Origin of the sequence: Streptomyces sp. NPDC058295 (genome assembly GCF_042880655.1) — a bacterium.
Lineage (GTDB): Bacteria > Actinomycetota > Actinomycetes > Streptomycetales > Streptomycetaceae > Streptomyces > Streptomyces coriariae.
On record NZ_JBHVYO010000029.1, the window covers coordinates 50,048 to 73,214 of the forward strand.

At 71.3% G+C, this 23,167-nt stretch carries 12 protein-coding genes; 8 read left to right on the forward strand and 4 right to left on the reverse strand.

Annotation, left to right across the window (positions count from 1 at the left end; translation table 11 throughout):
• Positions 1 to 70: 70 nt before the first annotated feature.
• A complete protein-coding gene (locus tag ACFVYS_RS28025; RefSeq protein ID WP_389506382.1) occupies positions 71 to 3,040 on the forward strand; it encodes a glycoside hydrolase family 2 TIM barrel-domain containing protein in 2,970 nt (989 codons plus the stop codon).
• Positions 3,041 to 3,347: 307 nt separating this feature from the next.
• Complete coding sequence (locus tag ACFVYS_RS28030; RefSeq protein WP_389506384.1) at positions 3,348 to 4,337, forward strand: aldo/keto reductase; 990 nt, start codon at positions 3,348 to 3,350, stop codon at positions 4,335 to 4,337.
• Between the two features lie 83 nt (positions 4,338 to 4,420).
• On the opposite strand, the gene ACFVYS_RS28035 is transcribed toward ACFVYS_RS28030, so the two are convergent.
• Positions 4,421 to 5,065 (reverse strand): MBL fold metallo-hydrolase, encoded by a 645-nt coding sequence (locus ACFVYS_RS28035; RefSeq protein WP_389506386.1) that lies wholly within the window; start codon positions 5,063 to 5,065, stop codon positions 4,421 to 4,423.
• Positions 5,066 to 5,222: 157 nt separating this feature from the next.
• On the opposite strand from ACFVYS_RS28035, the gene ACFVYS_RS28040 reads away from it, so the two are divergent.
• Positions 5,223 to 5,648 (forward strand): MarR family winged helix-turn-helix transcriptional regulator, encoded by a 426-nt coding sequence (locus tag ACFVYS_RS28040; RefSeq protein WP_389506388.1) that lies wholly within the window; start codon positions 5,223 to 5,225, stop codon positions 5,646 to 5,648.
• An 85-nt stretch (positions 5,649 to 5,733) separates the two neighbouring features.
• Here ACFVYS_RS28040 and ACFVYS_RS28045 read toward each other — a convergent pair whose 3' ends face one another.
• The 3 genes from ACFVYS_RS28045 to ACFVYS_RS28055 form a co-directional block, all read right to left on the reverse strand.
• Entirely contained in the window at positions 5,734 to 6,276 is a 543-nt protein-coding gene (locus ACFVYS_RS28045) for a hypothetical protein (RefSeq protein ID WP_389506390.1), read from the reverse strand.
• Positions 6,273 to 8,003 (reverse strand): PHP domain-containing protein, encoded by a 1,731-nt coding sequence (locus ACFVYS_RS28050; protein WP_389506391.1) that lies wholly within the window; start codon positions 8,001 to 8,003, stop codon positions 6,273 to 6,275. The genes ACFVYS_RS28045 and ACFVYS_RS28050 overlap by 4 nt, the downstream gene beginning before the upstream one ends.
• A 315-nt stretch (positions 8,004 to 8,318) precedes the next feature.
• Positions 8,319 to 9,059 (reverse strand): VOC family protein, encoded by a 741-nt coding sequence (locus ACFVYS_RS28055; protein WP_389506393.1) that lies wholly within the window; start codon positions 9,057 to 9,059, stop codon positions 8,319 to 8,321.
• Between the two features lie 388 nt (positions 9,060 to 9,447).
• On the opposite strand from ACFVYS_RS28055, the gene ACFVYS_RS28060 reads away from it, so the two are divergent.
• The 5 genes from ACFVYS_RS28060 (at position 9,448) to ACFVYS_RS28080 (ending at position 22,727) form a co-directional block, all read left to right on the forward strand.
• A complete protein-coding gene (locus tag ACFVYS_RS28060; RefSeq protein ID WP_389506395.1) occupies positions 9,448 to 12,000 on the forward strand; it encodes a discoidin domain-containing protein in 2,553 nt (850 codons plus the stop codon).
• Between the two features lie 163 nt (positions 12,001 to 12,163).
• Positions 12,164 to 12,934 (forward strand): DUF4097 family beta strand repeat-containing protein, encoded by a 771-nt coding sequence (locus ACFVYS_RS28065; RefSeq protein ID WP_389506464.1) that lies wholly within the window; start codon positions 12,164 to 12,166, stop codon positions 12,932 to 12,934.
• Positions 12,935 to 13,333: 399 nt separating this feature from the next.
• Positions 13,334 to 15,871, forward strand: a complete 2,538-nt coding sequence (locus ACFVYS_RS28070) for a beta-L-arabinofuranosidase domain-containing protein (protein ID WP_389506466.1) — start codon at positions 13,334 to 13,336, stop codon at positions 15,869 to 15,871.
• A gap of 121 nt (positions 15,872 to 15,992) precedes the next feature.
• Positions 15,993 to 19,430, forward strand: coding sequence for a glycosyl hydrolase (locus ACFVYS_RS28075; protein WP_389506397.1), 3,438 nt, complete (start codon positions 15,993 to 15,995; stop codon positions 19,428 to 19,430).
• Between the two features lie 51 nt (positions 19,431 to 19,481).
• On the forward strand, positions 19,482 to 22,727 hold the full coding sequence (locus tag ACFVYS_RS28080) for a family 78 glycoside hydrolase catalytic domain (RefSeq protein WP_389506399.1): 3,246 nt from the start codon (positions 19,482 to 19,484) through the stop codon (positions 22,725 to 22,727).
• The last annotated feature ends 440 nt before the right edge of the window (positions 22,728 to 23,167 follow it).

Consider the following 23,167-nt stretch of genomic DNA (forward strand, 5'->3'; position numbering starts at 1 on the left):
CCCGCCCGCCGGTCGGTGATCTCTGCCGGCCCCCGGATGCCGTTCGTCACCCAGAAGGAGTCGTGACCTCTTGCTCTCCGAGTTCTCCCCCCATGTTTCGGACACCGCACCGGGTCGTGGTGCGCTCCGCCGGGCGCGCTCGTGGCTGCACTCGGACGCGCCCGCCCGCTCGCTGAACGGGCCCTGGCGCTTCCGGCTGTCACCCACGGCGTCCGTGGCGGAGGACTTCGCGGCCGAGGACTTCGACGACCAGAGCTGGGAAGACCTGCCTGTGCCCTCCCACTGGGTGCTCGAAGGCGACGGGGCCCACGGCCGTCCGATCTACACGAACGTCCAGTTCCCGTTCCCCATCGACCCGCCGCACGTCCCGGACGAGAACCCCACCGGCGACCACCGCCGCCACTTCGACATGCCCGCCGACTGGGCGGACGCCGAGCGTGTCGTGCTGCGGTTCGACGGTGTCGAGTCGCTCTTCCGGGTCTGGGTGAACGGGGCGGAGATCGGCAGCGCCGGCGGCAGCCGACTCGCCCACGAGTTCGACGTGACGTCCGCGGTCCGCCCGGGCGACAACGTCGTCGCCGTACGGGTGTACCAGTGGTCGGCGGCCAGTTACGTCGAGGACCAGGACCAGTGGTGGCTGCCGGGCATCTTCCGCGACGTCACCCTGATCGCCCGGCCGGCCGGCGGCCTGGAGGACGTCTGGCTGCGGACCGGCTTCGCCGACGGGCACGGCCGGGTCGACGTGGAGATCACCGCCGAGCCGACGGCCTACCCGGTCACCCTGCGCATCCCCGAACTCGGCATCGAGCGCAGCTGGTCCGACCCGGACGAGGTCACCCCCTTCGACATCGCCGACGTGGAACCCTGGTCGGCCGAGCGGCCGCGCCTGTACGACGTGACCGTGTCGACCGCCACCGAGACCGTCACCCTGCGCGCGGGCTTCCGCACGGTCGAGATCCGCGGCGACCGGTTCCTCGTCAACGGCCGTCGCGTCGTGTTCCACGGCGTGAACCGCCACGAGACCCATCCGCTGCGCGGCCGTGTCTTCGACGAGGAGCATGCCCGCGAGGATCTGGCCCGCATGAAGCGCTTCAACGTGAACGCGATCCGCACCAGCCACTACCCGCCGCACCCGCGCCTGCTCGACCTCGCCGACGAGCTCGGATTCTGGGTCGTCCTCGAATGCGACCTCGAGACGCACGGCTTCGACAAGGTGGACTGGGTCGGCAATCCCAGCGACGACCCGAACTGGCGCGCGGCGTACCTCGACCGCATCGAGCGCACCGTCGAACGCGACAAGAACCACCCCAGCATCGTGATCTGGTCGCTCGGCAACGAGGCGGGCACCGGCAGCAACCTCGCCGCCATGTCGGCGTGGGTCCACGCCCGCGACGCCGAACGCCCCGTGCACTACGAGGGTGACTACACCGGCGAGTACACCGACGTCTACTCGCGTATGTACGCCTCGGTGCCGGAGACCGAACAGATCGGCACCGACGGATCCCGCTTCCCGCTGCTCCAGTGCACCCCCGCCCAGGGCGCCCGGCAGCGCACCAAGCCGTTCCTGCTGTGCGAGTACGCCCACGCGATGGGCAACGGGCCGGGGGCGTTCGACCAGTACGAGGCGCTGGTCCACCGGTTCCCGCGGCTGCACGGCGGCTTCGTCTGGGAATGGCGCGACCACGGGATCTCGACCACCACCCCGGACGGGACGCCGTACTACGCGTACGGCGGCGACTTCGGGGAGGTCGTGCACGACGGCAACTTCGTCATGGACGGCATGCTGCTGAGCGACGACCGTCCGACGCCGAGCCTTCACGAGTTCAAGGCCGTCGTCCAGCCGATCCGCTTCACCTTCGACGGCGACAAGGTGACGATCGTCAATCTGCGGCACACCGCCGACACGTCCGACCTGCGCTTCCGCTGGCGGGTCGAGCACGACGGCACGCCCGTCGACTCCGGGTACCTGGACGTCCCGGCCGTCGGGGCGGGCGACTCGGGCCGGGTTCCGCTGCCAGGGATCCCGGTGGCGCCGGACGCCGAGACCTGGCTCACCGTCGAGGCCGTGCTGGCGGCCGGAACCGCGTGGGCAGGCGAGGGGCACGTGGTCGCGACCGCCCAGCTGGACCGCTCACCTCACCGTCCCGTGCGGGCTGTGCGCGCCCGGACCGGTTGGAAGCCCGGCGACGGAACGCTGACGCTGGGCCGCGCCGAGTTCGTCGACGGAACCCTCACGCGCCTCGGCGGCCGCGAGGTGACGGGCCCGCGGCTGGAACTGTTCCGTGCACCGACCGACAACGACGAAGGCGCGTGGGGCGACGTCGCGGAGAGCGACGCGAACATCGCCGGGGTGTCCAACGCCGAGCTGTGGCGGCGCGACGGCCTCGACCGGCTGACCACGCGCCGGGTGTCGGTGGAGCGCACCACCGGGGCCCTGCGCACGGTCGACAAGGTCTCCGCGGCGAACTCGGGATCGTGGGTGATGGTCGAGTCCGTCTGGTCGCTGGAGGGCGACGAGGTGGAACTGCGGGTGGAGATCGAGCCGTCGCGCGGTTGGCACACGGTGTGGCCGAGGATCGGGATCCGTTTCGACCTGCCCGACGGTGACGCTCCCGTCGACGGCGCCGAGTGGTTCGGCCTCGGCCCGCTCGAGTCCTACCCGGACAGCCTGCGTGCGGCACGCACGGGCCGCTTCTCCGCCACGGTCAGCGACCTGGCGGTCGACTATGCGCGTCCCCAGGAAACCGGGCACCGCTCCGCACTGCGCCGGTTGACACTGACGAGCGCCGAGACCGAAGTGCTGCGCATCGAGGCGCTCCCCGACACCCGCGGTCGCCGCCCCGGCTTCACCCTCAGCCGGCACACCCCCCAGGAGATCGCCCGAGCGGCACACCCGTACGAACTGCCGAGTTCGACGACAAGCCACCTGATCGTCGACGCCGCCCAGCACGGGCTCGGGTCGCGCGCGTGCGGCCCGGACGTGTCGCCCGAGTTCGCCCTCCGCCCGGAATCCCGCACGATCAGGCTGCGCATCACCTGATCCGCCACCAGGGCCGCGCCGCACGAGGACCACCGTGCGGCGCGGCCGCGCGGGTCGCCGTCCTGGCGCCCGCTCCATGTCCCTCGCCGCCGAATTGCCCGGGCTGCTGATCCGCCCGAGCGGTCGGCTTGCGTTGGAGTGCGCTCCAGGTCGTAGCGTCGCAGACACCACGGAGCACGAGCCCGTCCCGCCCGGGGCCTCTCACGGGATGCCGGGCGGCTGAATTCGTCGCTAGATGGATGGAGGGCTCCGTGCGATCCGAACGACGAACGACGAACGAGTGTGCAGAGAAAGGCTGGGACACGGCATGCAGAAGCGCAGTCTGCGGGACCTCCAGGTATCGGCCATCGGCCTGGGATGCATGGGGATGTCCGCCTTCTACGGATCCACCGATCAGGCGGAGGGGATCGCGACCATCCGGCACGCCCTCGACCTCGGGGTGAACTTCCTCGACACCGCGCAGATGTACGGCCCGCTCACCAACGAGTCGCTCCTCGGCGAGGCGATCCGCGGGCATCGCGATGAGTACGTGATCGCGACGAAGTTCAACTACCGGATGGACAACGCCGTACCCGGCGACATCAGCTCGGTCGGCCCGCAGGACGGCTCGGCCGAGCATGTCCGCAGCTCGGTCCACGGCTCCCTGGAGCGGCTGGGGACCGGCCACATCGACCTGTACTACCAGCACCGGGTCGACCCGAACGTCCCCATCGAGGAGACGGTCGGCGCGTTGGGCGAGCTGGTCGCCGAGGGCAAGGTGCGGTACATCGGCCTGAGCGAGGCGAGCGCGGAGACCATCCGGCGCGCCAACGCCGTGCACCCGGTCACCGCGGTGCAGAGCGAGTACTCGCTGTGGTCACGGGACGTGGAGGCCGAGGTGCTGCCCGCCTGCCGTGAGCTGGGCATCGGCTTCGTGCCGTACTCGCCGCTCGGCCGCGGTTTCCTCGCCGGGCGGTTCGCCTCGCCGGACGAGCTGGACGCGAACGACTGGCGCCGGGAGAACCCGCGCTTCCAGGACGCCAACCTCGCGGCGAACCTGCGGCTGGCGGCGAAGGTGAAGGAGATCGCCGCCGAGAAGGACGTGACCCCGGCCCAGCTGGCCATCGCCTGGGTGCTCGCCCAGGGCGAGGACCTGGTGCCGATCCCCGGCACCAAGCGCCGCACCTACCTGGAGCAGAACGTCGGCGCCGTGGACATCACGCTGACCAAGGACGAACTGGCCCGCATCGACGCGGAGCTGCCCGAGGCGTCGGGCGAACGGTACGACGAGGCAGGCATGCGAGCCGTCGATCGCTAGCCGGGGCGCCGCCGGCAGCTGACAGGTTCCACCGCCGACGTCCCAGGCGACGACCGCACGCCCGCTCCCTGGAGTCCCGGGTACTACAGCTGGACCGTGGTGCCGGGCTCGAGGCGGTTGATCGGGGTGCCGGTCAGGCCCTTCTCGCCCAGGAGGTTGGCGGTGGACTGCTGGCCGAGGTCGCTGAGCATGAGTTCGTGGATCTGGATGACGCGCTCGGGCTTCACGGCCCGGACGAAGTCGGCGGCTTCGCCGAGCTTGGTCCAGGGGCCGCTGGTAGGCAGCAGAAGGGTGTGCACGGGAGCGCCGGGCGCGAAGTAGGCGTCGCCGGGGTGGTAGACGGCTCCGTCGTCGAAGAGGTAGCCGACGTTGTCGGGGCACGGGATGTCGGCGTGGATCAGCGCGTGCCGGTGGCCGTGGACGGTGGCGGTGAGGGAGCCGACGGTGAGGGTGTCGCCCGCCGCGACGGCGTGGACGCGTCCGTCCCGGCCGCCGAGGGCGGCCGCCACGGCGGCGGTGCCGTAGACCTGTAGCTGAGGCTGGGCTTCCAGCGCGGCGGCGACGACCTTCTCGTCGAAGTGGTCGAAGTGTTCGTGAGTGATCAGTACGGCGTGAGCCTGGGCGACGGCCTCCGCCGCGTCCGGGGTGAAGGCGCCGGGGTCGATGACCAGGCGAGTGTCGTCCTTCTCCAGCGTGACGCAGGCGTGAGCGTGCTTGGTGAGCTTCACCGCGGGTCCTTCCGGTACGAACGATTTCCTGCACTCAAACTGTACACCTTGGCTGTAGATATGTGCGTTCGCTGAAACAACGAGCCGACTCGCGCTCGCGGGAAACAATGCACCCAAGGTGTACAGCTTGGTTGGCTAGGGTGAGTATGCTGGCGCCATGGACGACAACCAGCTGGCCGAAGATCTTCGCCTGACCATCGGACAGCTCGTGCGTACGGTGCGCACCGCCGACACGATGCCCCCCGGTGAGGCTGCCGTCCTGGGCTACCTGGACCGCATCGGCCCGCTGACCACCGCCGACCTCGCTCAGCAGCGGGGAGTCAGCCACCAGTCAGCCGCCAAAGCGGTCAAGGAGCTCCTCGGGCAGGGCCTTGTCCGCGCCGAGGCTCACCCCAGTGACGGCCGCAAACTCCTGCTCCTCCTCACGCCTGCGGGAAGTGAGCGACTGGCGGAGGAGCGCCGCCGCCGAGCGGACTGGCTCGGCACCGCGATCGACGACGTCCTCAACTCCGACGAGCGAGAGACACTCGCCGCGGCGCTGCCCTTGCTGTCCCGCCTGACCGCACGACTGAAGGCCAAGTAGGCGAAAGCCCTTTTGCGCCGGTGCGCCCGCGGATGAGACCGGCGTTCCGTCGCGCCGTCATGGCCAAACGGATTCGCCAAGTCTCTCAGTGGTCCGCGCAGCAGGGCGTCGGTTCGGGCACCTCGAACGGGACCAGAGTGCCCCCCACGGCGGGCATCGCGGAGAGCACCAGCTCGCCGCTCTGCCACAGCGGACGCACATGATCGCGCGTCACCAGCCTGACGGCCGGGTCAGGTTGACCGGCCGCCCCCAGCACCGCGACGCGGTCGATCGCGGACCGGGACAGCACCTCCTCGACCGACATCGTGCCGCGCAGAACGTCCGCTCCGGGGTACAGAACCGCGCGGCCCACGGCGTCCGGGACACCCTCGGCCACCTCGTACCCCAGGGCCACCAGACGCGCGCGCACGTCGTCCAGTTCCTCGCCCGACTCCAGCGTGAGGGAGACGGCGACGCGCGGCCGCTCGCCCCGCACGAGGTGGGTACAGCCGAACCCCCCGTCGCTGACGGGGAGTTCGGCCGCGAACGTGCGGAGCAGGTGGTCGGCGCCGCGCAGATCGCGCACACCGGCGTCCACCGTGAGGACGTACGGCGTGAGGTCGTACGGCGTGCGGACGGGCGGTGTCACGACGGCAGGACCCACACCGGGTTGGTGTAGAACCACAGGTCGGCCCACGGGTCGGCGTCGCCGACGACGTCGATCGCCGGGCCGGCCGGGTCGACGGCAGCCCCCATCGCGCCGACGGCGCTGCGGTTGCCGTCCGAGCCGCGCAGCCGGACATACACCGGCCGGTCCACGCGTCCGAGGTCGAAGGTGAGCCGAACCGTCCCACTCGACTTGTTGACCTCGTAGGTGCGGACGACCTTCGCGGTCGGCGCGGCGAACGTGTCCTTGTCGGAGACAGGTCCCGTGACATCGCCCTGAATGACGTCCACGCGTGCCAACGTGGGTTGGAATCCAGCCCAGTTGGCGCCTCCGGCGAGCGCCACGTCGACCGTCAGCGTCACCTTCGTGCCCTTCTTCACGTGCAGGGCACCGCCGAGGGTGGCCCAGCGGCTGCCGCCGGAGACCCGCACGTCGAGTCCGCTGAGCAGCTGGCCGTGGTCGACCCAGATGCGCCCGGCGCGGATGCCGTCCATCACGGCGGCGTACGAGAAGCCGTCCGAGCCGACGTGGGTACGGCTGTACTGGCCGGGCCAGTAGTCGCCCTGGGAGATGTCGATCTTGCCGCCGTAGACCGGGTCCTGATAGCGGCCGTCGGTGTTGAAGTCGCCGCCGGGGCCACGCACGGCGGTGTCGGCGTAGACCTGGTGGGAGTCGGAGTTGGCGGTGATCCACCAGGGCTTGCCCTCGGCGATGAGGCTGTCCCACAGGCCGCCGACGGTGGCCGTCATCCAGTCGAAGCCACCCCAGGTCCGGTAGCTCTCCGGGGGGTAACCGGCAAAGGAGTTGGCGCTCGGGCTGTTGTCGTAGATGCCGCGAGCGCGGGCCGGGCCGAGCGGGGCGGGCAGGCCGGCGGCCTGGTGGCCGGGGGCGCCCTCGAAGCCGACGGCGATCTGGTGGCTCGCGGGCGTCGCGTCGCGCCAGGCGCGGATCTCGTGCGGGGAGTCGACACCGCGCCGCGCCGGGTGGTTGGCGAGCATCAGCGCGTCCTTGACCTTCCGGCGGCGGACCTGCTCGCCGAGGAAGGCCAGACCCGCGACGGCGAGGGCCTCGTTGGCGGGCGTCGAGTCGGAGGCGTTCTTGACGCTGCCGTCGTAATCGGTTTCGAACTGCTTCAGGACGGAGACCTCGTTCTGCCCCGGGTGGACGAAGACGGTGCCGTGTTCGGCGCCCGGGATGTTCCACTCCAGGCCCTGGAAGACGAGGGTGTCCTCGTGCGCGGTCCGGGCCTCCTTGATGTCCGGGTTGACCTTCTCGACGCCGATCCTGGCGTGCGTGGTGCTGCCGTGGTCGGTGATGACCAGCCAGTCCATGCCGTGCCTGGCGCCCTGTCGGACCTGGTCGACGACGCGGTACTTGCCGTCGCTGCTGTACTGGGTGTGGATGTGGTGGTCGCCGGCCAGCCAGAGGAAGCCCTTGGAGCGGCGGCCGGAGCCTGCGGAGGCTGCCGGGGCGGCGGCGGCCGGAGTCGCTCCTGCGGTCTGGCCGAGAACGCTTCCGGCGGCCAGCCCGGCGCCGAGCAGGCCGGCGCGGCGCAGCAGTGAACGGCGGGACCGCTGCTCGGGGCTGAGGGCCTGGTCGGGCACGGAGGCATCGAAGGCCTCGGGCAGCGCGGGGGCGGCCTCGTGGTCGTGGTGGTGCTCGTGGCCGTGATGGTGATGGCCGTGCGCGTGTCCGTGCCCGTGTCCCATGATGCCCTCCCGATTGCCGCTGCCTTCTGCGGCGGCCTTGCGCGGCACGCGTGTGCCGCGTGAGGAGGATGAGGGCGAAGCATGAACCGTGCACGACCACAGGGTGAGCGGCGGCCGACCCGGACACGGCGGCTCGGCCCGGTGCCCGGAGTGGCGCGAGCGCGTTCTTGCTGATCGTGAGGTACCAACTCCGTCTCGGTGCCTCCTGTTTGGCGCCTTCGCAGACGGGGTCTTTGCGTCAGTTAAGAGCGACACATGGTTCCGGACGGCCGACGGTGGGCGCGGCCGGCGTCGGGGTGTCGTCAAGGCCTTGCGTCAGGACGGGGCGAGGACGCAGAACTCGTGGCCCTCCGGGTCGGCCAGGCACGTCCACGGGACGTCGCCCTGGCCGAGGTCGAGGTCGGTGGCGCCGAGGTCCCGCAGCCGGGCCACCTCCGCTGCCTTGTCGTCACCGGGGTACGGCAGCAGGTCGAGATGGACGCGGTCCGGCACCGTCTTCACGCCGGGCACGCGGAGGAACTCGAGATACGGGCCGGCACCCTTGGCGGAGCGCAACGTCGCATGTTCGTCGGTCACCTCGTGCAGGGTCCAGTCCATCGCCCCACCCCAGAACCTGGCCATGGCCCGCGGATCCTCGCAGTCGACCACCACCGCCGCGATGGGGCCGGTGTCCCGGTAGACGTCCCGCGGCTCCAGTACGCAGAACTCGTTGCCCTCCGGGTCGGCGAGGACCGTCCACGGCACGTTGCCCTGGCCGATGTGGACGGGTGTCGCACCGAGAGCCCGGAGGCGCGCGACCAACTCCGTCTGATGGGCCGCGGAGGTGGTGGCGAGATCGAGGTGCACACGGTTCTTTGTAGTCGTCTTGGGTTCCGGAACGGGAACGACGTCGACGCAGACGGCGACCGGGTCCGGCCAGACGAGGCCGCCGACGGGCCCGACGTAGGTGGTCACGCCAGGGCTGTAGGCACTCCAGCCGAGTGCCTCCGCCCAGAACCGGCCGACCGCCGAGCTGTCGACAGCCTTGATGTTCACCTGAACAGGTCGCAGTGCCATGCCGGTGATCCTATGCGCCCGCCCCGCGACGACCGCCGCAGGCGCAGGCGCAACCTCTGCCGCCGCGCAGCCGCGGTCGGTGACCGCCCTCGCCCACGGGCCCAAGAGGCCACGAGCCACCCGCCACGGACACCTCGACCTGGAGGGGCGGTCGGGCCGGCGCCCGAAGGTCATGCCAAGCCCCGCCTTGCGGGCATGTCGTCAACAAGTCAAGGGATACGACGAAAGTAGGTCCGGAAAGATTTCAACTTTCGAAGGCTTGCCGAGAGTCGGAACTCATCAGTTAAATCAAGACGTGAACTAAGCGTCGCGGCAGTGACCTTGGCGTACCGCCATGGCTGCTGCAGGCGACCTCGTGTCCTTTTCCGACGCACCCGCAGGGACCTTCATGAGACTCAGATCCCTGGGTGTCGCGCTCGCCGCCACGGCAGCGCTGATCACCCTGCCCACCATCCGGCCACCGGCGGCTGTGGCCGCCGACGCCAACCTGTCCCAGGGCAGAACGGCGACGGCATCCTCGAACGAGAACGCGGGCACGCCCGCCCCCTACGCGGTCGACGGCAACACCGGCACCCGATGGTCCTCGGCAGCCACCGACGACCAGTGGCTGCAGGTCGACCTCGGAACCGGCGCCACCATCAGCCAAGTCGTCGTCAACTGGGAGGCGGCCTACGGCAAGGACTACACGATCCAGTCCTCGTCCGACGGCAGCACCTGGACCGACCTGCGCACGGTCACCGGCGGTGACGGCGGCACCGACACGCTCGCCGTCTCCGGCCAAGGCCGTTACGTCCGTCTGCAGGGCGTCCATCGGGCGACGCAATGGGGCTACTCCGTCTGGGAGTTCCAGGTGTTCGGCACCACCGGCGGAACCCCTCAGCCGGGGAACTGCTCGACCGCCGACTCGGCGCAGGGCAAGACCGCTTCGGCGTCCTCGACGGAGAACGCCGGCACCCCCGCGTCCGCCGCGTTCGACGGCAACGACTCCACCCGCTGGTCCAGCCAGGCCTCGGACCCGCAGTGGCTGCGCGTCGACCTGGGCTCGTCCCAGGACATCTGCGGGATCGACCTGAACTGGGAAGCCGCGTACGGCAAGGACTTCCAGATCCAGGCCTCCGCCGACGGTCAGAACTGGAACACCCTCAAGACCGTCACCGGCGCGACCGGCGGCCGCGCCTCCTACGACGTCAGCGGCACCGGCCGCTACGTGCGCGTCCTCGGAACGGCTCGCGGGACGGCCTACGGCTACTCGATCTGGGAGTTCGCCGTCCACACCACGTCCGGCGGCACCGGAGGCCCGGTCCAGGGCGGTGGAGACCTCGGCCCGAACGTGATCGTCGTCGACCCCTCCACGCCCAACCTCCAGCAGAAATTCGACCAGGTCTTCGCCCAGCAGGAGACCGCGCAGTTCGGCTCCGGCCGTTACCAGTTCCTGCTCAAGCCGGGAACCTACAACGGCATCAACGCACAACTCGGCTTCTACACCTCGATCTCCGGCCTCGGGCTGAACCCCGACGACACCCAGATCAACGGCGACATCACCGTGGACGCGGGCTGGTTCAACGGCAACGCCACGCAGAACTTCTGGCGTTCGGCGGAGAACCTGGCGATCACGCCGGTCAACGGCACCGACCGCTGGGCCGTCGCCCAGGCCGCGCCGTTCCGCCGGATCCACGTCAAGGGCGGCCTCAACCTGGCCCCCAACGGCTACGGTTGGGCCTCCGGCGGCTACATCGCCGACTCCAAGATCGACGGAACGGTCGGCCCCTACTCCCAGCAGCAGTGGTACACCCGGGACAGCTCCGTGGGCGGCTGGACCAACGGCGTGTGGAACATGACGTTCACCGGCGTCCAGGGCGCCCCGGCGACCAACTTCGACACCGGCCCCTACACCACGCTGGACACCACCCCGATCTCCCGGGAGAAGCCGTTCCTGTACCTCGACGGCAACGACTACAAGGTCTTCGTCCCCGCCAAGCGCACTGACGCGCGCGGCGTGTCCTGGCCCGCCAACGCCGGGACCTCGCTCCCGCTCAGCCAGTTCTACGTCGTCAAACCCGGCGCGACGGCCGCCACCATCAACACCGCACTGGCCCAGGGCCTGAACCTGCTGTTCACGCCCGGCGTCTACCACCTCGACCAGACGATCAACGTCACCCGAGCCGACACCGTGGTGCTCGGGCTGGGCCTGGCGACCATCGTGCCCGACGGGGGCGTCGACGCCCTGCATGTCGCGGACGTCGACGGCGTCCGGCTGGCCGGATTCCTCATCGACGCCGGTGCCACCCGGTCCGACACCCTGCTGCAGATCGGTCCCGCCGGCGCGGCCGCGGACCACTCCGCCAACCCGACCACCATGCAGGACGTGTTCATCCGCGTCGGCGGCGCGGGGCCCGGCCTGGCAACGGACTCCGTCGTGGTCAACAGCGACGACGTCGTCATCGACCACACCTGGCTCTGGCGTGCCGACCATGGCGAAGGCGTCGGCTGGGAGACCAACCGGGCCGACTACGGACTGCGGGTCAACGGCGACGACGTGCTGGCCACCGGCCTGTTCGTGGAGCACTTCAACAAGTACGACGTCGTATGGAGCGGCGAGCGGGGGCGCACGATCTTCTTCCAGAACGAGAAGGCCTACGACGCCCCCAACGCCGCCGCCATCACGCACGACGGCATCGTCGGATGGGCGGCCTACAAGGTCGCCGACACGGTGGCCGTGCACGAGGCGTGGGGTCTGGGCAGCTACTGCAACTACACCTCCGATCCCTCGATCGTGCAGCGCCACGGCTTCCAGGTCCCGGTCAAGGCGGGCGTCAAGATGCACAACCTCCAGGTCATCTCCCTGGGAGGCAAGGGCCAGTACGCCCATGTCATCAACGACACCGGCGCCCCGACCTCGGGGACGGACACCGTGCCGTCGAAGGTGACCTCGTTCCCGTGACCCACGGGAGGGGCGGAGTGCCGCACCGTTGAAACCGCTGCCGGGGCCGTGAGTCAGTGGCCCCGGCAGTGGTCTGACGGCGGCGGGGACGTCTCGCGACCGGCTGCGAGACGTGCCTGGTGTCGCGGTCATGACCGTGCCGACTCGGGGCACCCGGACGGGCATGAAGGCGAAGTCGTCAAGGTGTGTGCTGCTTGCGACCGTTGCGCTGACGGTCCTCCCCTTCGCCGTGTCCTGCGGCGACCAGGAACACGGGGGAGCCGGTGGACCGGCCGCGGCGGGACCGGCCGCCCTCGCGCGATCCGGGACCCGCCTGGTCATCACCACCGAGAACGGGCTGGTGCTGCGCCCCGCCGACGGCCGTCGTGTCACCGTGGACGATCGCGCCGAGGGCGAATGGTCGCACGACGACGACACCTGGACCCTGGACCTGTCCTGTACGGACCGTGAGCGGGAGCGGGGCGAGGGAGCGTGCCCCCGAATGCCCTACGTGAAGGTCCCGGACGGCGTGAGTATCACGGTGGGTGCCCGCAACGCGGGCGTGGACGTGGCGGGACTCGCCGCGGCGCTGGACGTCACGACCGTCAACGGCGATGTGACGGTGACGCGTTCCGGGAAGGCCGACGCACCGGTACGGCTGGCCACCCGCAACGGCTCGGTGCGCGCGACGGCACTCGACGCCGGCCGGCTGCACGCGGCGACCACCAACGGTGACGTGCTCCTCGCGTGCGCCACCGCGCCGTCGGGTGTCACCGCCGCCACCACCAACGGCTCGGTCGCCGTCACCGTTCCGCACGACGCCCCCGCGTATCTGGTCACGGCCGGCACGGACAACGGCCGGGCCACGGTGGGCGTGCCCACGAGCGACGACCGCCAGGGTCCCGCGATGACGCTGACGACGGTCAACGGTGACGTCGACGTGCGCCGCGACTGACTCCGCGGGCTTCCGCCGACCTCCTGTCGCATGTCCCCGCACGATGCCGCTCAACCCCCGCGCGGTCTCTGGAAATTGAACGTTTCAATTGCCTCGCTCAAGATGAGGCTGCGATTCAGCGCGCCTGAGACGCCTTCCGTCATGCGTCACATTACGGCTCTGAACTGGGAGTTACCTCTCTCCCTTTGGGTCGCTTCGATCAGTCCCTGTGAGAAGTCTTGACGCTCGCCATGGTCGAGCTTAGCGTCTGCGCCTGCACAGTAGAACGATTCAATTCAGCGCAGCGCTTCGCCCGTGGTGTGAAGTGGCGGCTGCCCGTCTCGCGCTTTCGCGTCCCGCTGAAGGGAGTCCCGCACGTTGCCCGCATCACGCGACACCGCCGGCCCGTCCCGCCGTCAGATGCTGTTCACCGCCACGACCGCGGTGGCCGTCACGGCGGTCGGCCCCGCCGCAGCGGCCCGCGCCGCCGAAGCGGCCCCCCGTCCGGTCGAAGCCGCAGGAGTGGCCGGTGCCGACCCCGCCCTCGCCGCCTTCGACCTGTCCGAGGTCCGGCTCCTGGAGAGCCCCTTCCTCGCCAACATGCGTCGCACCTGCGCCTATCTGCTCTTCGTGGACGCCGACCGGCTGCTGCACACCTTCCGGCGGACTGTCGGCCTGCCCTCCACGGCCGAGCCCTGCGGCGGATGGGAGGCTCCCGACGTCCAGCTCCGCGGCCACACCACGGGCCATCTGCTCAGCGGCCTGGCCCAGGCGCACGCCGCCACCGGTGACTCCGCGTACGCGGCCAAGGGCGGGACCCTGGTCACCGCCCTCGCCGCATGTCAGCGGGCGGCCCCGGCCGCCGGCTTCACGCGCGGCTACCTCTCGGCGTTTCCCGAGTCGGTCTTCGACCAGCTGGAGGCGGGCGGGAAGCCCTGGGCGCCCTACTACACCCTGCACAAGATCATGGCGGGTCTGCTCGACCAGTACCGGCTGAGCGGCAACCGCGAAGCCCTGGAGGTGCTGCGGAGGATGGCCGCGTGGGCCGAGGCCCGCACCGCGCCCCTGCCCTACGAGCGTATGCAGAACCTGCTGAAGGTCGAGTTCGGCGGCATGAACGACGTACTGACGCGGCTGTACCAGGTGACGGGCGACCCGGCCCACCTGCGCACCGCCCGCCGCTTCGACCACGAGGAGCTGTACGCCCCGCTCGCCGCCGGCCGTGACGAGCTCGCCGGACGCCACGCCAACACCGAGATCGCCAAGATCGTCGGAACGGTCCCGTCCTACGAGGCCACGGGGGAGTCCCGCTACCTGGACATCGCGGACACCTTCTGGACGACCGTCGTGCGCCACCACTCGTACGCCATCGGCGGGAACTCCAACCAGGAACTCTTCGGGCCGCCCGACGAGATCGTCAGCCGGCTCTCCGACGTCACCTGCGAGAACTGCAACAGCTACAACATGCTGAAACTGGGGCGGCACCTCTTCCTGCACCGCCCCGACCGCGCCGAGTACATGGACCACTACGAGTGGACCCTCTACAACCAGATGCTGGCGGAGCAGGACCCCGATTCGGCGCACGGGTTCGTCACCTACTACACCGGGTTGTGGGCCGGCTCCCGGCGCGAGCCCAAGGGCGGACTCGGCTCGGCCCCGGGCAGCTACAGCGGCGACTACGACAACTTCTCCTGCGACCACGGCACCGGCCTGGAGACCCACACCAAGTTCGCCGACTCGGTCTACTTCCGTTCCCATGACCAGGGCCGGTCACCGTCGCTCTACGTCAATCTGTTCATCCCCTCCGAAGTCCGCTGGCAGCAGGGTGGAGTGACGTTACGTCAGCAGACGGGGTACCCGTCGGAGGGGCACACGCGGCTTACCGTCACCGCGGGGCGGGGGCGTTTCGCGCTGCGGATCCGGATCCCAGCCTGGGTGGCGGACACCGGACACGCCGCCGCGCTGAAGGTCAACGGCCACCCGTTCACCACGCGGGTCCGCCCCGGTTCCTACGCCACGGTGAAACGCTCCTGGCGTGCCGGGGACACGGTCGAACTGACCCTCCCGCGCCGAGCCGTCTGGACCCCGGCTCCCGACAACCCCCAGGTGACCTCGCTGTCGTACGGCCCCCTGGTGCTGGCGGGCGAGTACGGCGACACCGAACTCGCCACGGTCCCGACGATCCGCCCGCGGTCGCTGCGCCCCGTCACCGGCACCTCCACCCGCTTCACGGCGCTCGCGGACGACCGGTCCGTGGCACTACGGCCGTTCCACGAGACGCACCACCAGCGCTACAACGTCTACTGGGCGGTGACCCCGCGCCGGGGCCGCGCCCGGGACGTCGCCCACTACCCGTTCGACGAGGGGACGGGCGCCGCCGCCGACCGCACCGGCGGCTTCCCCGACGCGATCCCGTCCCCGGGCGCCGGCTGGGAGGACGACGGCACCGGGCCGGCCGTGTCCCTCAACGGCAGCGGCGGCCATGTCACCCTGCCCGCAGGCCTGTTGAGCGGACTGGACGAGGTGACGATCAGCGTCCGGGTCCGGGTCGACACCCTCGCCGCCTCGGCCCGCGTCTTCGACTTCGGTTACCACAAGGACACCTATCTCTTCCTCGCCGCGACCACCGGCGCGGGGCGCGCCCGAGCCGCGCTGAAGATCGCAGGCATGGAGCGGGAGGACTTCGTCGACGCGGCCGGCCCCCTGCCCCTGGGCTGTTGGGCGCACCTCGCGCTCACCCTGGGCGGCGGCACCGCAGTGCTCTACCTGGACGGTGCCGAGACGGGCCGCAACCCGGCCATGGTCGCGAGCCCGCTGCTGCTCGGCCGGACCACCCGCAGCTACCTCGGGCGCTCACAGAACGGCACTCACCCGTATCTGCACGGTGCCGTGCGCGATCTCCTGGTGCACAACCGGGCCCTCACTGCGTCCGAGGTGGCGCGACTGGCGACCGGCTGACCACGCCACCCCTTCGCACCCGCAGCACCCGCCCCGCACCTGCACCACCCTCGCCCCCGCCCCCGCACCTCCCTCTTCCGATCCGTCTCGGCCGCGCGCCGTACTTCGCAGGAGCTCACGCATGTCCGACATCACCACCGGTCAGAACCCCGGCCAGGTCCCCGAAGTCCCGCTGTCCAGACGCGGATTCGTCGCCGCAGCGAGCATCGGCACCGCCGCCGCCACGGGGCTGCCCGGTCTGGGCCTCGCGGTACCGGCCGCCTCCGCCGCGCCCCGGGACCCGGCGCCCGGAGCCGCCCCCGCCGCCTTCACCACCCGGCGCTTCACCGACCCGCCCAAGGACAGCCGCCCCACCGTCTACTGGTACTGGAACGGCCCCGTCACCGCGGAACTCGTCGACCGGCAGCTGGCCGACCTGCGGGACAAGGGCATGTACGAGGTGATCCTGTTCTCCTTCGACAACGATGCCATGCGGCCCGTCTTCTTCACCGAGGACTGGTTCGACATCGTGGAGCACGTGCTGCGCACCGCGGAACGCACCGGAATGCGCGTATGGCTGTTCAACGACGACCACTTCCCGAGCGGACGGGCCGGCGAGTACATCGTCAAGGGCGGCACGGTCGGCTCCCGTACCTACCAGCCCCGCCCGGACCTCCGGCTCAAGGCCCTGTGGCGTTCCACCACGGTGGTCCAGGGCCCGGTCCGCGCCGACCTGCGCCGCAGCACCGGCGTGGGTGTGGAGGCCGGACACCTGGTCGCCGACGCCGCGGTCCTCGACGGGGCCACCGTGCTGCGCGGCGGGGAGCAGTGGAGCGACCTGACCGTCACCGCGAGCGCCAAGGCGGACCACACCGCCGCCGGGCTCGTCGTGCGGGCCTCCGCGGACGCCCTGGACGGCTACGCGGTCGCCTTCGACCAGACCGGTGTCGTCACCGTGCAGCGGCTGACCCGGCACGCCGCCCCCGTGCAACTGCTGCGCAGCACCCGGACCGACGGCTTCAACAAGACCAAGTACCACACCCTCGTCGTCACCGTCCGCGGCGCCACCGTCTCGGTCACCCTCGACGGCCGCGACAAGGGCTCCGTGTCCGACGAGCGCCACCCCGTGGGGAGCGTCGGCGTCCGTGCGGTCGGCGACGAACGCGGCCTATGGGACAGCCTCGCCGTCGTCGCGGCCGACGGCAGCACGCTGTACTCGACGACGTTCGACGACGCGGCCGCCGCGGGCGACTTCCCCGAGCGGGAGCCCCTCGGCGTCACGGCCGTCGCCGCCGCGGCCCGCCCGGCCGGCTCCACCGACGGGTCCGACGTGGTCGACCTGACGGCACGGCTCGCGAAGGACGGCAACTGGCAGGTCCCCGAGGGGCGTTGGCAGATCGACCTGTTCGGCGGCGTTCCGCTGATCGACGACACCCAGGGCTACAGCCGCAGTTACGTGGACCTGCTCGACGACGAGCCCGTACAACTCTTCCTCGACATCATCCCCGGCGAGTACCACCGCCGCTTCCGCCGCTGGTTCGGCACCGTCGTCCCCGGATTCTGGGACGACGAGCCGTTCTTCGCCTCCGCCGAGGCCCACTTCAAGCGGCTGCCCTGGTCGCCGACGCTCGACAAGGCGCTGCGCGCGGTGGACGTCGAGCCCGGCGTGGCCTACGCCGCCGCCTTCGACGACCTCGGCCGCACCGGCCGGATCGCGCGCGGCCGCTACTGGCAGGCCGTCGCCAACCGGTTCGCCCAGTACTTCCGCGCCCAGGCCCGCTGGTGCGAGGAGCGGAACGTCGCCCTGATCACCAACCCGCTCTACGACGAGGCCGCCCCCACCAAGCGCATCCCCACCACCGGCGACCTGCACAAGGTCAACCAGTGGGCCCAGGTCCCCGGCGGCGACATCATCACCGCCGAGTACGTGGCCGGACAGCAGACCATGCTGCCGCGCAACCCGGTCTCGGTCGCCCATCAGATGGGCCGGGAACGCGCCCTGATGGAGATGTTCGGCAACATGGGCTGGCAGGTCACGCCCGGCTTCGTGCACGCGACCGTCGGGGCGCAGGCCGCTCGCGGGGTCAACCTCACCGTCCTGCACGCGCTGTGGACCGACGAGGCCGTCGTCTACTTCCCGCCGCCCTTCGGCCCCCGCGCCCCCTGGTGGTGGTCCATGCGTCCGCTCGCGGAGTGGATCGGCCGGGTCATGGAGGCCGGCCGCGGCACGTCCGCCGCCCGTACGGCGATCCTCCAGCCCCAGCGCGCCGCCGAACAGTGGACCGGCACCGACCGGCAGGGCCGGATCGACGGCGCCCTCGCCGACGCCGCCTACGCGCTGGAACGCGCCCAGGTCGACTTCGACCTCCTCCACGAGGGCGCCCTCACCGACGACCCGGACCTGCTGGCCCACGCCCGCGTGCGGTCCGGCCGCCTCGCCGTCGGAGACGCCCGCTACGACCTCGTCGTGCTGCCGGTCGTCCCGACCCTGGACGCGGCCACCGTCCGCGCCCTGACCGAGTTCGTCCGGGCCGGGGGCACCGTCGTCGCCGTGGGCGCGCTGCCCGCCGACGAGGCCGACGGCAACGACCGCTCCCTGACCCGCGCCCTGAACGACCTGTTCGGCGACGGCGTCCCCGGCAGCCGTACCCTCGGACGGGGACACGCGGTACGCGTCGCCGACGTGACCGCCCTGGGCGCGGCCGCACAGGACGCCGGCGCGGCGGTCGCCGTCCTGGAACCCGCCCGGGAGGCGATCCGCGCCCTGCGCGTCACCCGGGGAGACGACACCGCCTTCCTCTTCAACAACGAGAGCGCCACGACCGTCGAGACCACCGCGGTCCTGGCCGCCGAGGGCGTCCCGGAGCTGTGGGACCCGGCGACCGGTGAGACCAGGCCGGCGCCCGTCCACCGGACGAGCAGGCGCGGCCTGCACCTACCGCTGACCTTCCGGGCGTACGAGACCCGGATCGTCGTCGTGCGCCGGAACGCCACGGCACCGCCCCACCTCACGGACGCCTCCATGGACGTCCTCTCCGTCCAGCGGCACGGCCGCGAACTGCGGGCCACGGTCGAGGTGTCGGAGCCCGGTACCCATCGGCTCACCGGTACAGACTCCGGCCGCACCTACCGGGGCACGGTCCGCGTCGACGACCCGCTCACCCCGGTCCCCGTCACCGGCGACTGGACGCTCACCCTGGACCGCGACGGCGACACCCCGGTCACCGGCCCGCTCGGCAGCTGGACCGCCACCGCCCCGCTGTTCTCCGGCAGCGGCACCTACACCACGCGGATCGACGTGGAGCGCGCCGTCCTCGACGGCCGGCGCGTCCTGCTCGATCTCGGCGATGTGCGGGACGTGGCCGGGGTGACGGTCAACGGCAAGGAACTCGACCCGCTGCTGTGGGCGCCGTTCGTCACGGACGTCACCGGTCTGCTCGTCCCCGGAGCCAACCGCCTCGCCGTACGCGTCTCCAACACCCTCTCCAACGAGCGCAACAAGCCGCTGCCCTCCGGTCTGCTCGGCCCGGTGAGCCTGCGCTTCCGGCGCCGCGTGACCGCCGTGCTCGACCGCGTCTGACGCGCCCCCCCGGCCGAAGGAACCCCTCCCCGAAGGACCTCGAGGAACCTCATGCCCACATCCAGATCCCGCGTCGGACGCCGGCGTCTCGCCCTCCTGCTGCCCGCCGCGGTGACCGCCTTCGTCACCGCCGTCTCCGGCACCGTCACGGCCTCCGCCGCGACCGCCGGCACCCTCACCCCGGGGCACCTGCGCACCCAGCACCTCGACGAGGCGCTCGGCATCGACGACATCACCCCGATGCTGAGCTGGCAGACCACGGCCAGCACCGCGAGCGTCCTGCAGAGCGCCTACCGCATCCAGGCGGCCACCTCGGCCGAGCGCCTGCGGTCCGGCCGGGCCGACCTGTGGGATTCCGGCAAGATCTCCTCCGCCGTACCGGAGACGACCTACGCCGGCCGCGCGCTCGGCTCCCGCACCCGCGTGTACTGGCGCGTCATGCTCTGGTCCGGGACCGGCCGCGACTCCGGCTGGAGCGACACCGCCGTCTTCGAGACCGGGCTGACCCGGGCGTCCGACTGGGACGCCGACTGGATCACCCACCCCGACTGGCGGCTGAGTGAGCGGGAGATCGAGCCGGTCGTCGTCGAACTGCCCCGCACGACCGCCCGATACCTCCGGCTCGACGTGACCCGGCTCGGCCTGCCGCTGAAGGAGAGCGTCGACGCCCGCACCTGGCGGCTCCAACTCGGCGAGATCGACGTACGCGACTCGCAGAGCGCCACGGCGGGGCTCGCCAAGGGCGCCGCGGTCACCGCCTCCGAGACGACCACCGTCCGCAAGACCTACGAGCCCGCCCTCGCCGTCGACGGCCTGCCCAACAGCGCCCTGCAGACCGCCGCCGGCTACTCCAGCGCGGCCCACACCTCCGCCGACACCTCGACCACCCCCGTCACCCTCACCCTCGACCTCAAGTCGGCCAAGACCTTCGACCAGGTGGCGCTCTACCCGCGCGCGGACGTCCTCACCACCGACGGCCGCGTCCCGAACTTCCCCGTCGACTACGCCCTGTCCACGGCCGACACCGCGACCGGACCGTTCACCCAGGTCTCCCAGGTCACCGGACAGCAGCCACCGAAGCCGTACCTCCCGGCCGGACTGCCGCTGCTCGCCGACGACTTCACACTGCCGCACGGCGTACGAAGCGCCCGCCTGTACATCGCCGGTCTGGGCGTCTACGACGCCACCCTGAACGGTGAGCCGGTGGGCGACGCCGTCCTGGAGCCGGCCAACACCGACTACCGCGAGCGCGTCCAGTACGCCACCTACGACGTCACCGACCGGCTGCGAGCGGGCGCCAACACCCTCGGCGTGGCGCTGGGCAACGGGATGTCGAACGTCGTGAGCACCGCCGACCGCTACCGCAAGCTGTACGGCAACATCAGCGACCCCAAGACCATCGCGCAGCTGGAGATCACCCTCGCCGACGGCAGCGTCCGCACCGTGACGAGCGGCGACGACTGGCGGACCACGCTCGGCCCCACGACCTCCAGCAACTGGTACGGCGGCGAGGACCACGACGCCCGCCGCGAGCTCCCGCACTGGGACGAGCCCCGGGGCGACCACCGCTCCTGGGACCGCGCCGTCACCGTCGCCGCCCCGGGCACCACGGACGCGCCCGCCGCACTCAGCGCCCGTGAGACCGAACCGATCCGGGTCGTGCAGACCGTCACCGGCAAGGAGGTCGCCGGCGCCGCAGGCAGCCGCGTCTTCGATCTGGGCCGCAACATCGCCGGCTGGCCGGAGATCACCGTCAGCGCGCCCGCCGGCACGGAGGTCCGCGTCTACCCTGCCGAGAGCCTCAAGGACGGCCACGCCTTCCAGTCCATCAGCAACGTCGGCGGCCCCCTGTGGGACAGCTACACCAGCCGTGACACGCGCAGTGCCACCTGGCATCCGACGTTCGGCTACCACGGCTTCCGCTACCTGGAGTTGAGAGGCCTGCCCGACGGGGCGAAGGTCACCGCGCGCGGCAGGGTGCTGCGTACCGACAACGCCTCGGCCGGCACCTTCACCAGCTCAGACCCGCTGATCAACGGCATCCACGGCCTGATCCGCCGGGCCGTCGAGGGCAACATGATGAGCGTCCTCACCGACTGCCCGAGCCGGGAGAAGCTGGGCTGGCTCGAACAGGACCAACTGGTCTTCCTCGCACTGGCCGCCAACTACGACATGCAGGCCCACCTGCGCAAGATCGTCCGGGACATGGCGGACGCGCAGACCGCCGAGGGACTGATCCCGAGCACCGTGCCCGAGTACACGAGCCTGCCGGGCGCGTACCGCAACGACTCCAACTGGGGCGGCGCCTTCGTCCTGGTGCCCTGGCAGCTCTACACCACCTACGGCGACGCCGACACGCTGCGCACCTACTACCCCCGCATGCGCCGGTACGCGGCCTTCCTCCAGACGCAGGTGGCCGACGGCATCCTCGACTACGGCCTCGGCGACTGGTTCACCCCGGACCGCACCTTCCCGCGCGCGGTGGCCGGCACGTACGGCTACTGGCGCGTCGTGGACGCCCTCGCCCGGATCTCCACCGTCCTCGGCGACGACGTCGCGGCGGCGGACTACCGGACGAGGGCCGACACCGCCGCCCGAGCCCTGGCGGCGAAGTACTACGACGCGGCGACCGGCACCTTCGCGGGCGGCGGCCAGGGGGCGGAAGCCCTCGCCCTCGACATGGGCGCCTACCCGGCGGGCCAGAGGGACCGCCTGCTGGCCCACTTCACCGGAGCCGTCGAGACCGCGGGCTTCCACCTGCTGCTGGGCGAGATCTCCCTGCCCGCCGCGTTCCGTGTCCTGTCCGAGGCAGGCCGCGACGACATCGTCCAGCGCATCGCCACGCAGACCACCAGCCCCAGTTACGGCTACCAGGTGGTGGCCGGCAACACCACGCTCGGAGAGTCCTGGGACGGCGGCCCCGGCCAGTCGCAGAACCACTTCATGCTCGGAGCCATCGACTCCTGGTTCACCAGCAGGGTCGCCGGCATCGGGCAGACGCCCGGATCGGTGGGCTACGCGGAACTGCTCATCGACCCGGCCGTCGAGGGCGACCTGACCTCGGCGTCCGGCTCGTACCGCACCCCGTACGGTCTCGCCCGCACCGACTGGGCCCGCACGGAGGGCCGCTTCCGCCTCACGGTGGACGTGCCGGCGGGCAGCACGGCGGAGATCCATGTCCCCACCGGTGACGGCCATGCCACCGCTCCGAAAGGCGCGCGCCTGCTGCGCGCCACGGCCACCGAGGCCGTGTACGCGGTCGGCTCGGGGCACTGGAGCTTCGCCTCGACGCTGTAGCTCCCGACCGTCAGAGCGCATCCCTGACAGCCTCTGCCGATGCACCTCGCGAGACCGTCCGGTCGTCGCGAGTCGCACAGGAAGGTGATCGCGCATGAAACGGGTGGGGCGGGGTAGATGGGTGCGGTTGGCCGGGGAAGGGCCGTGACCTGGGGAGGTCGTGCGCGCCCTTTCCCGGCCGGTTCGCGGGGCGTGGGGTGCCGGTCCGTCGGCGGCGTCGGTGATCGGACCGGCTGAACTCCCTGTGGGAATGACGTGATCGGTCGGGGAGCCGACCGAACCAGGCTCCCGGCATGTCTGGTCCGACGTTGGTGATCGAGTTGGCGGAGCCGCTCTCCCCGGCTGCGCGGCGGGAGTTCCGCGGGGTGATGGTGGGGCTCTCCTTGACGTGGCGTCGTGGCGTGGCGTGGCGTGGCGTAGCGGCATGGTGGCGTCGAGCG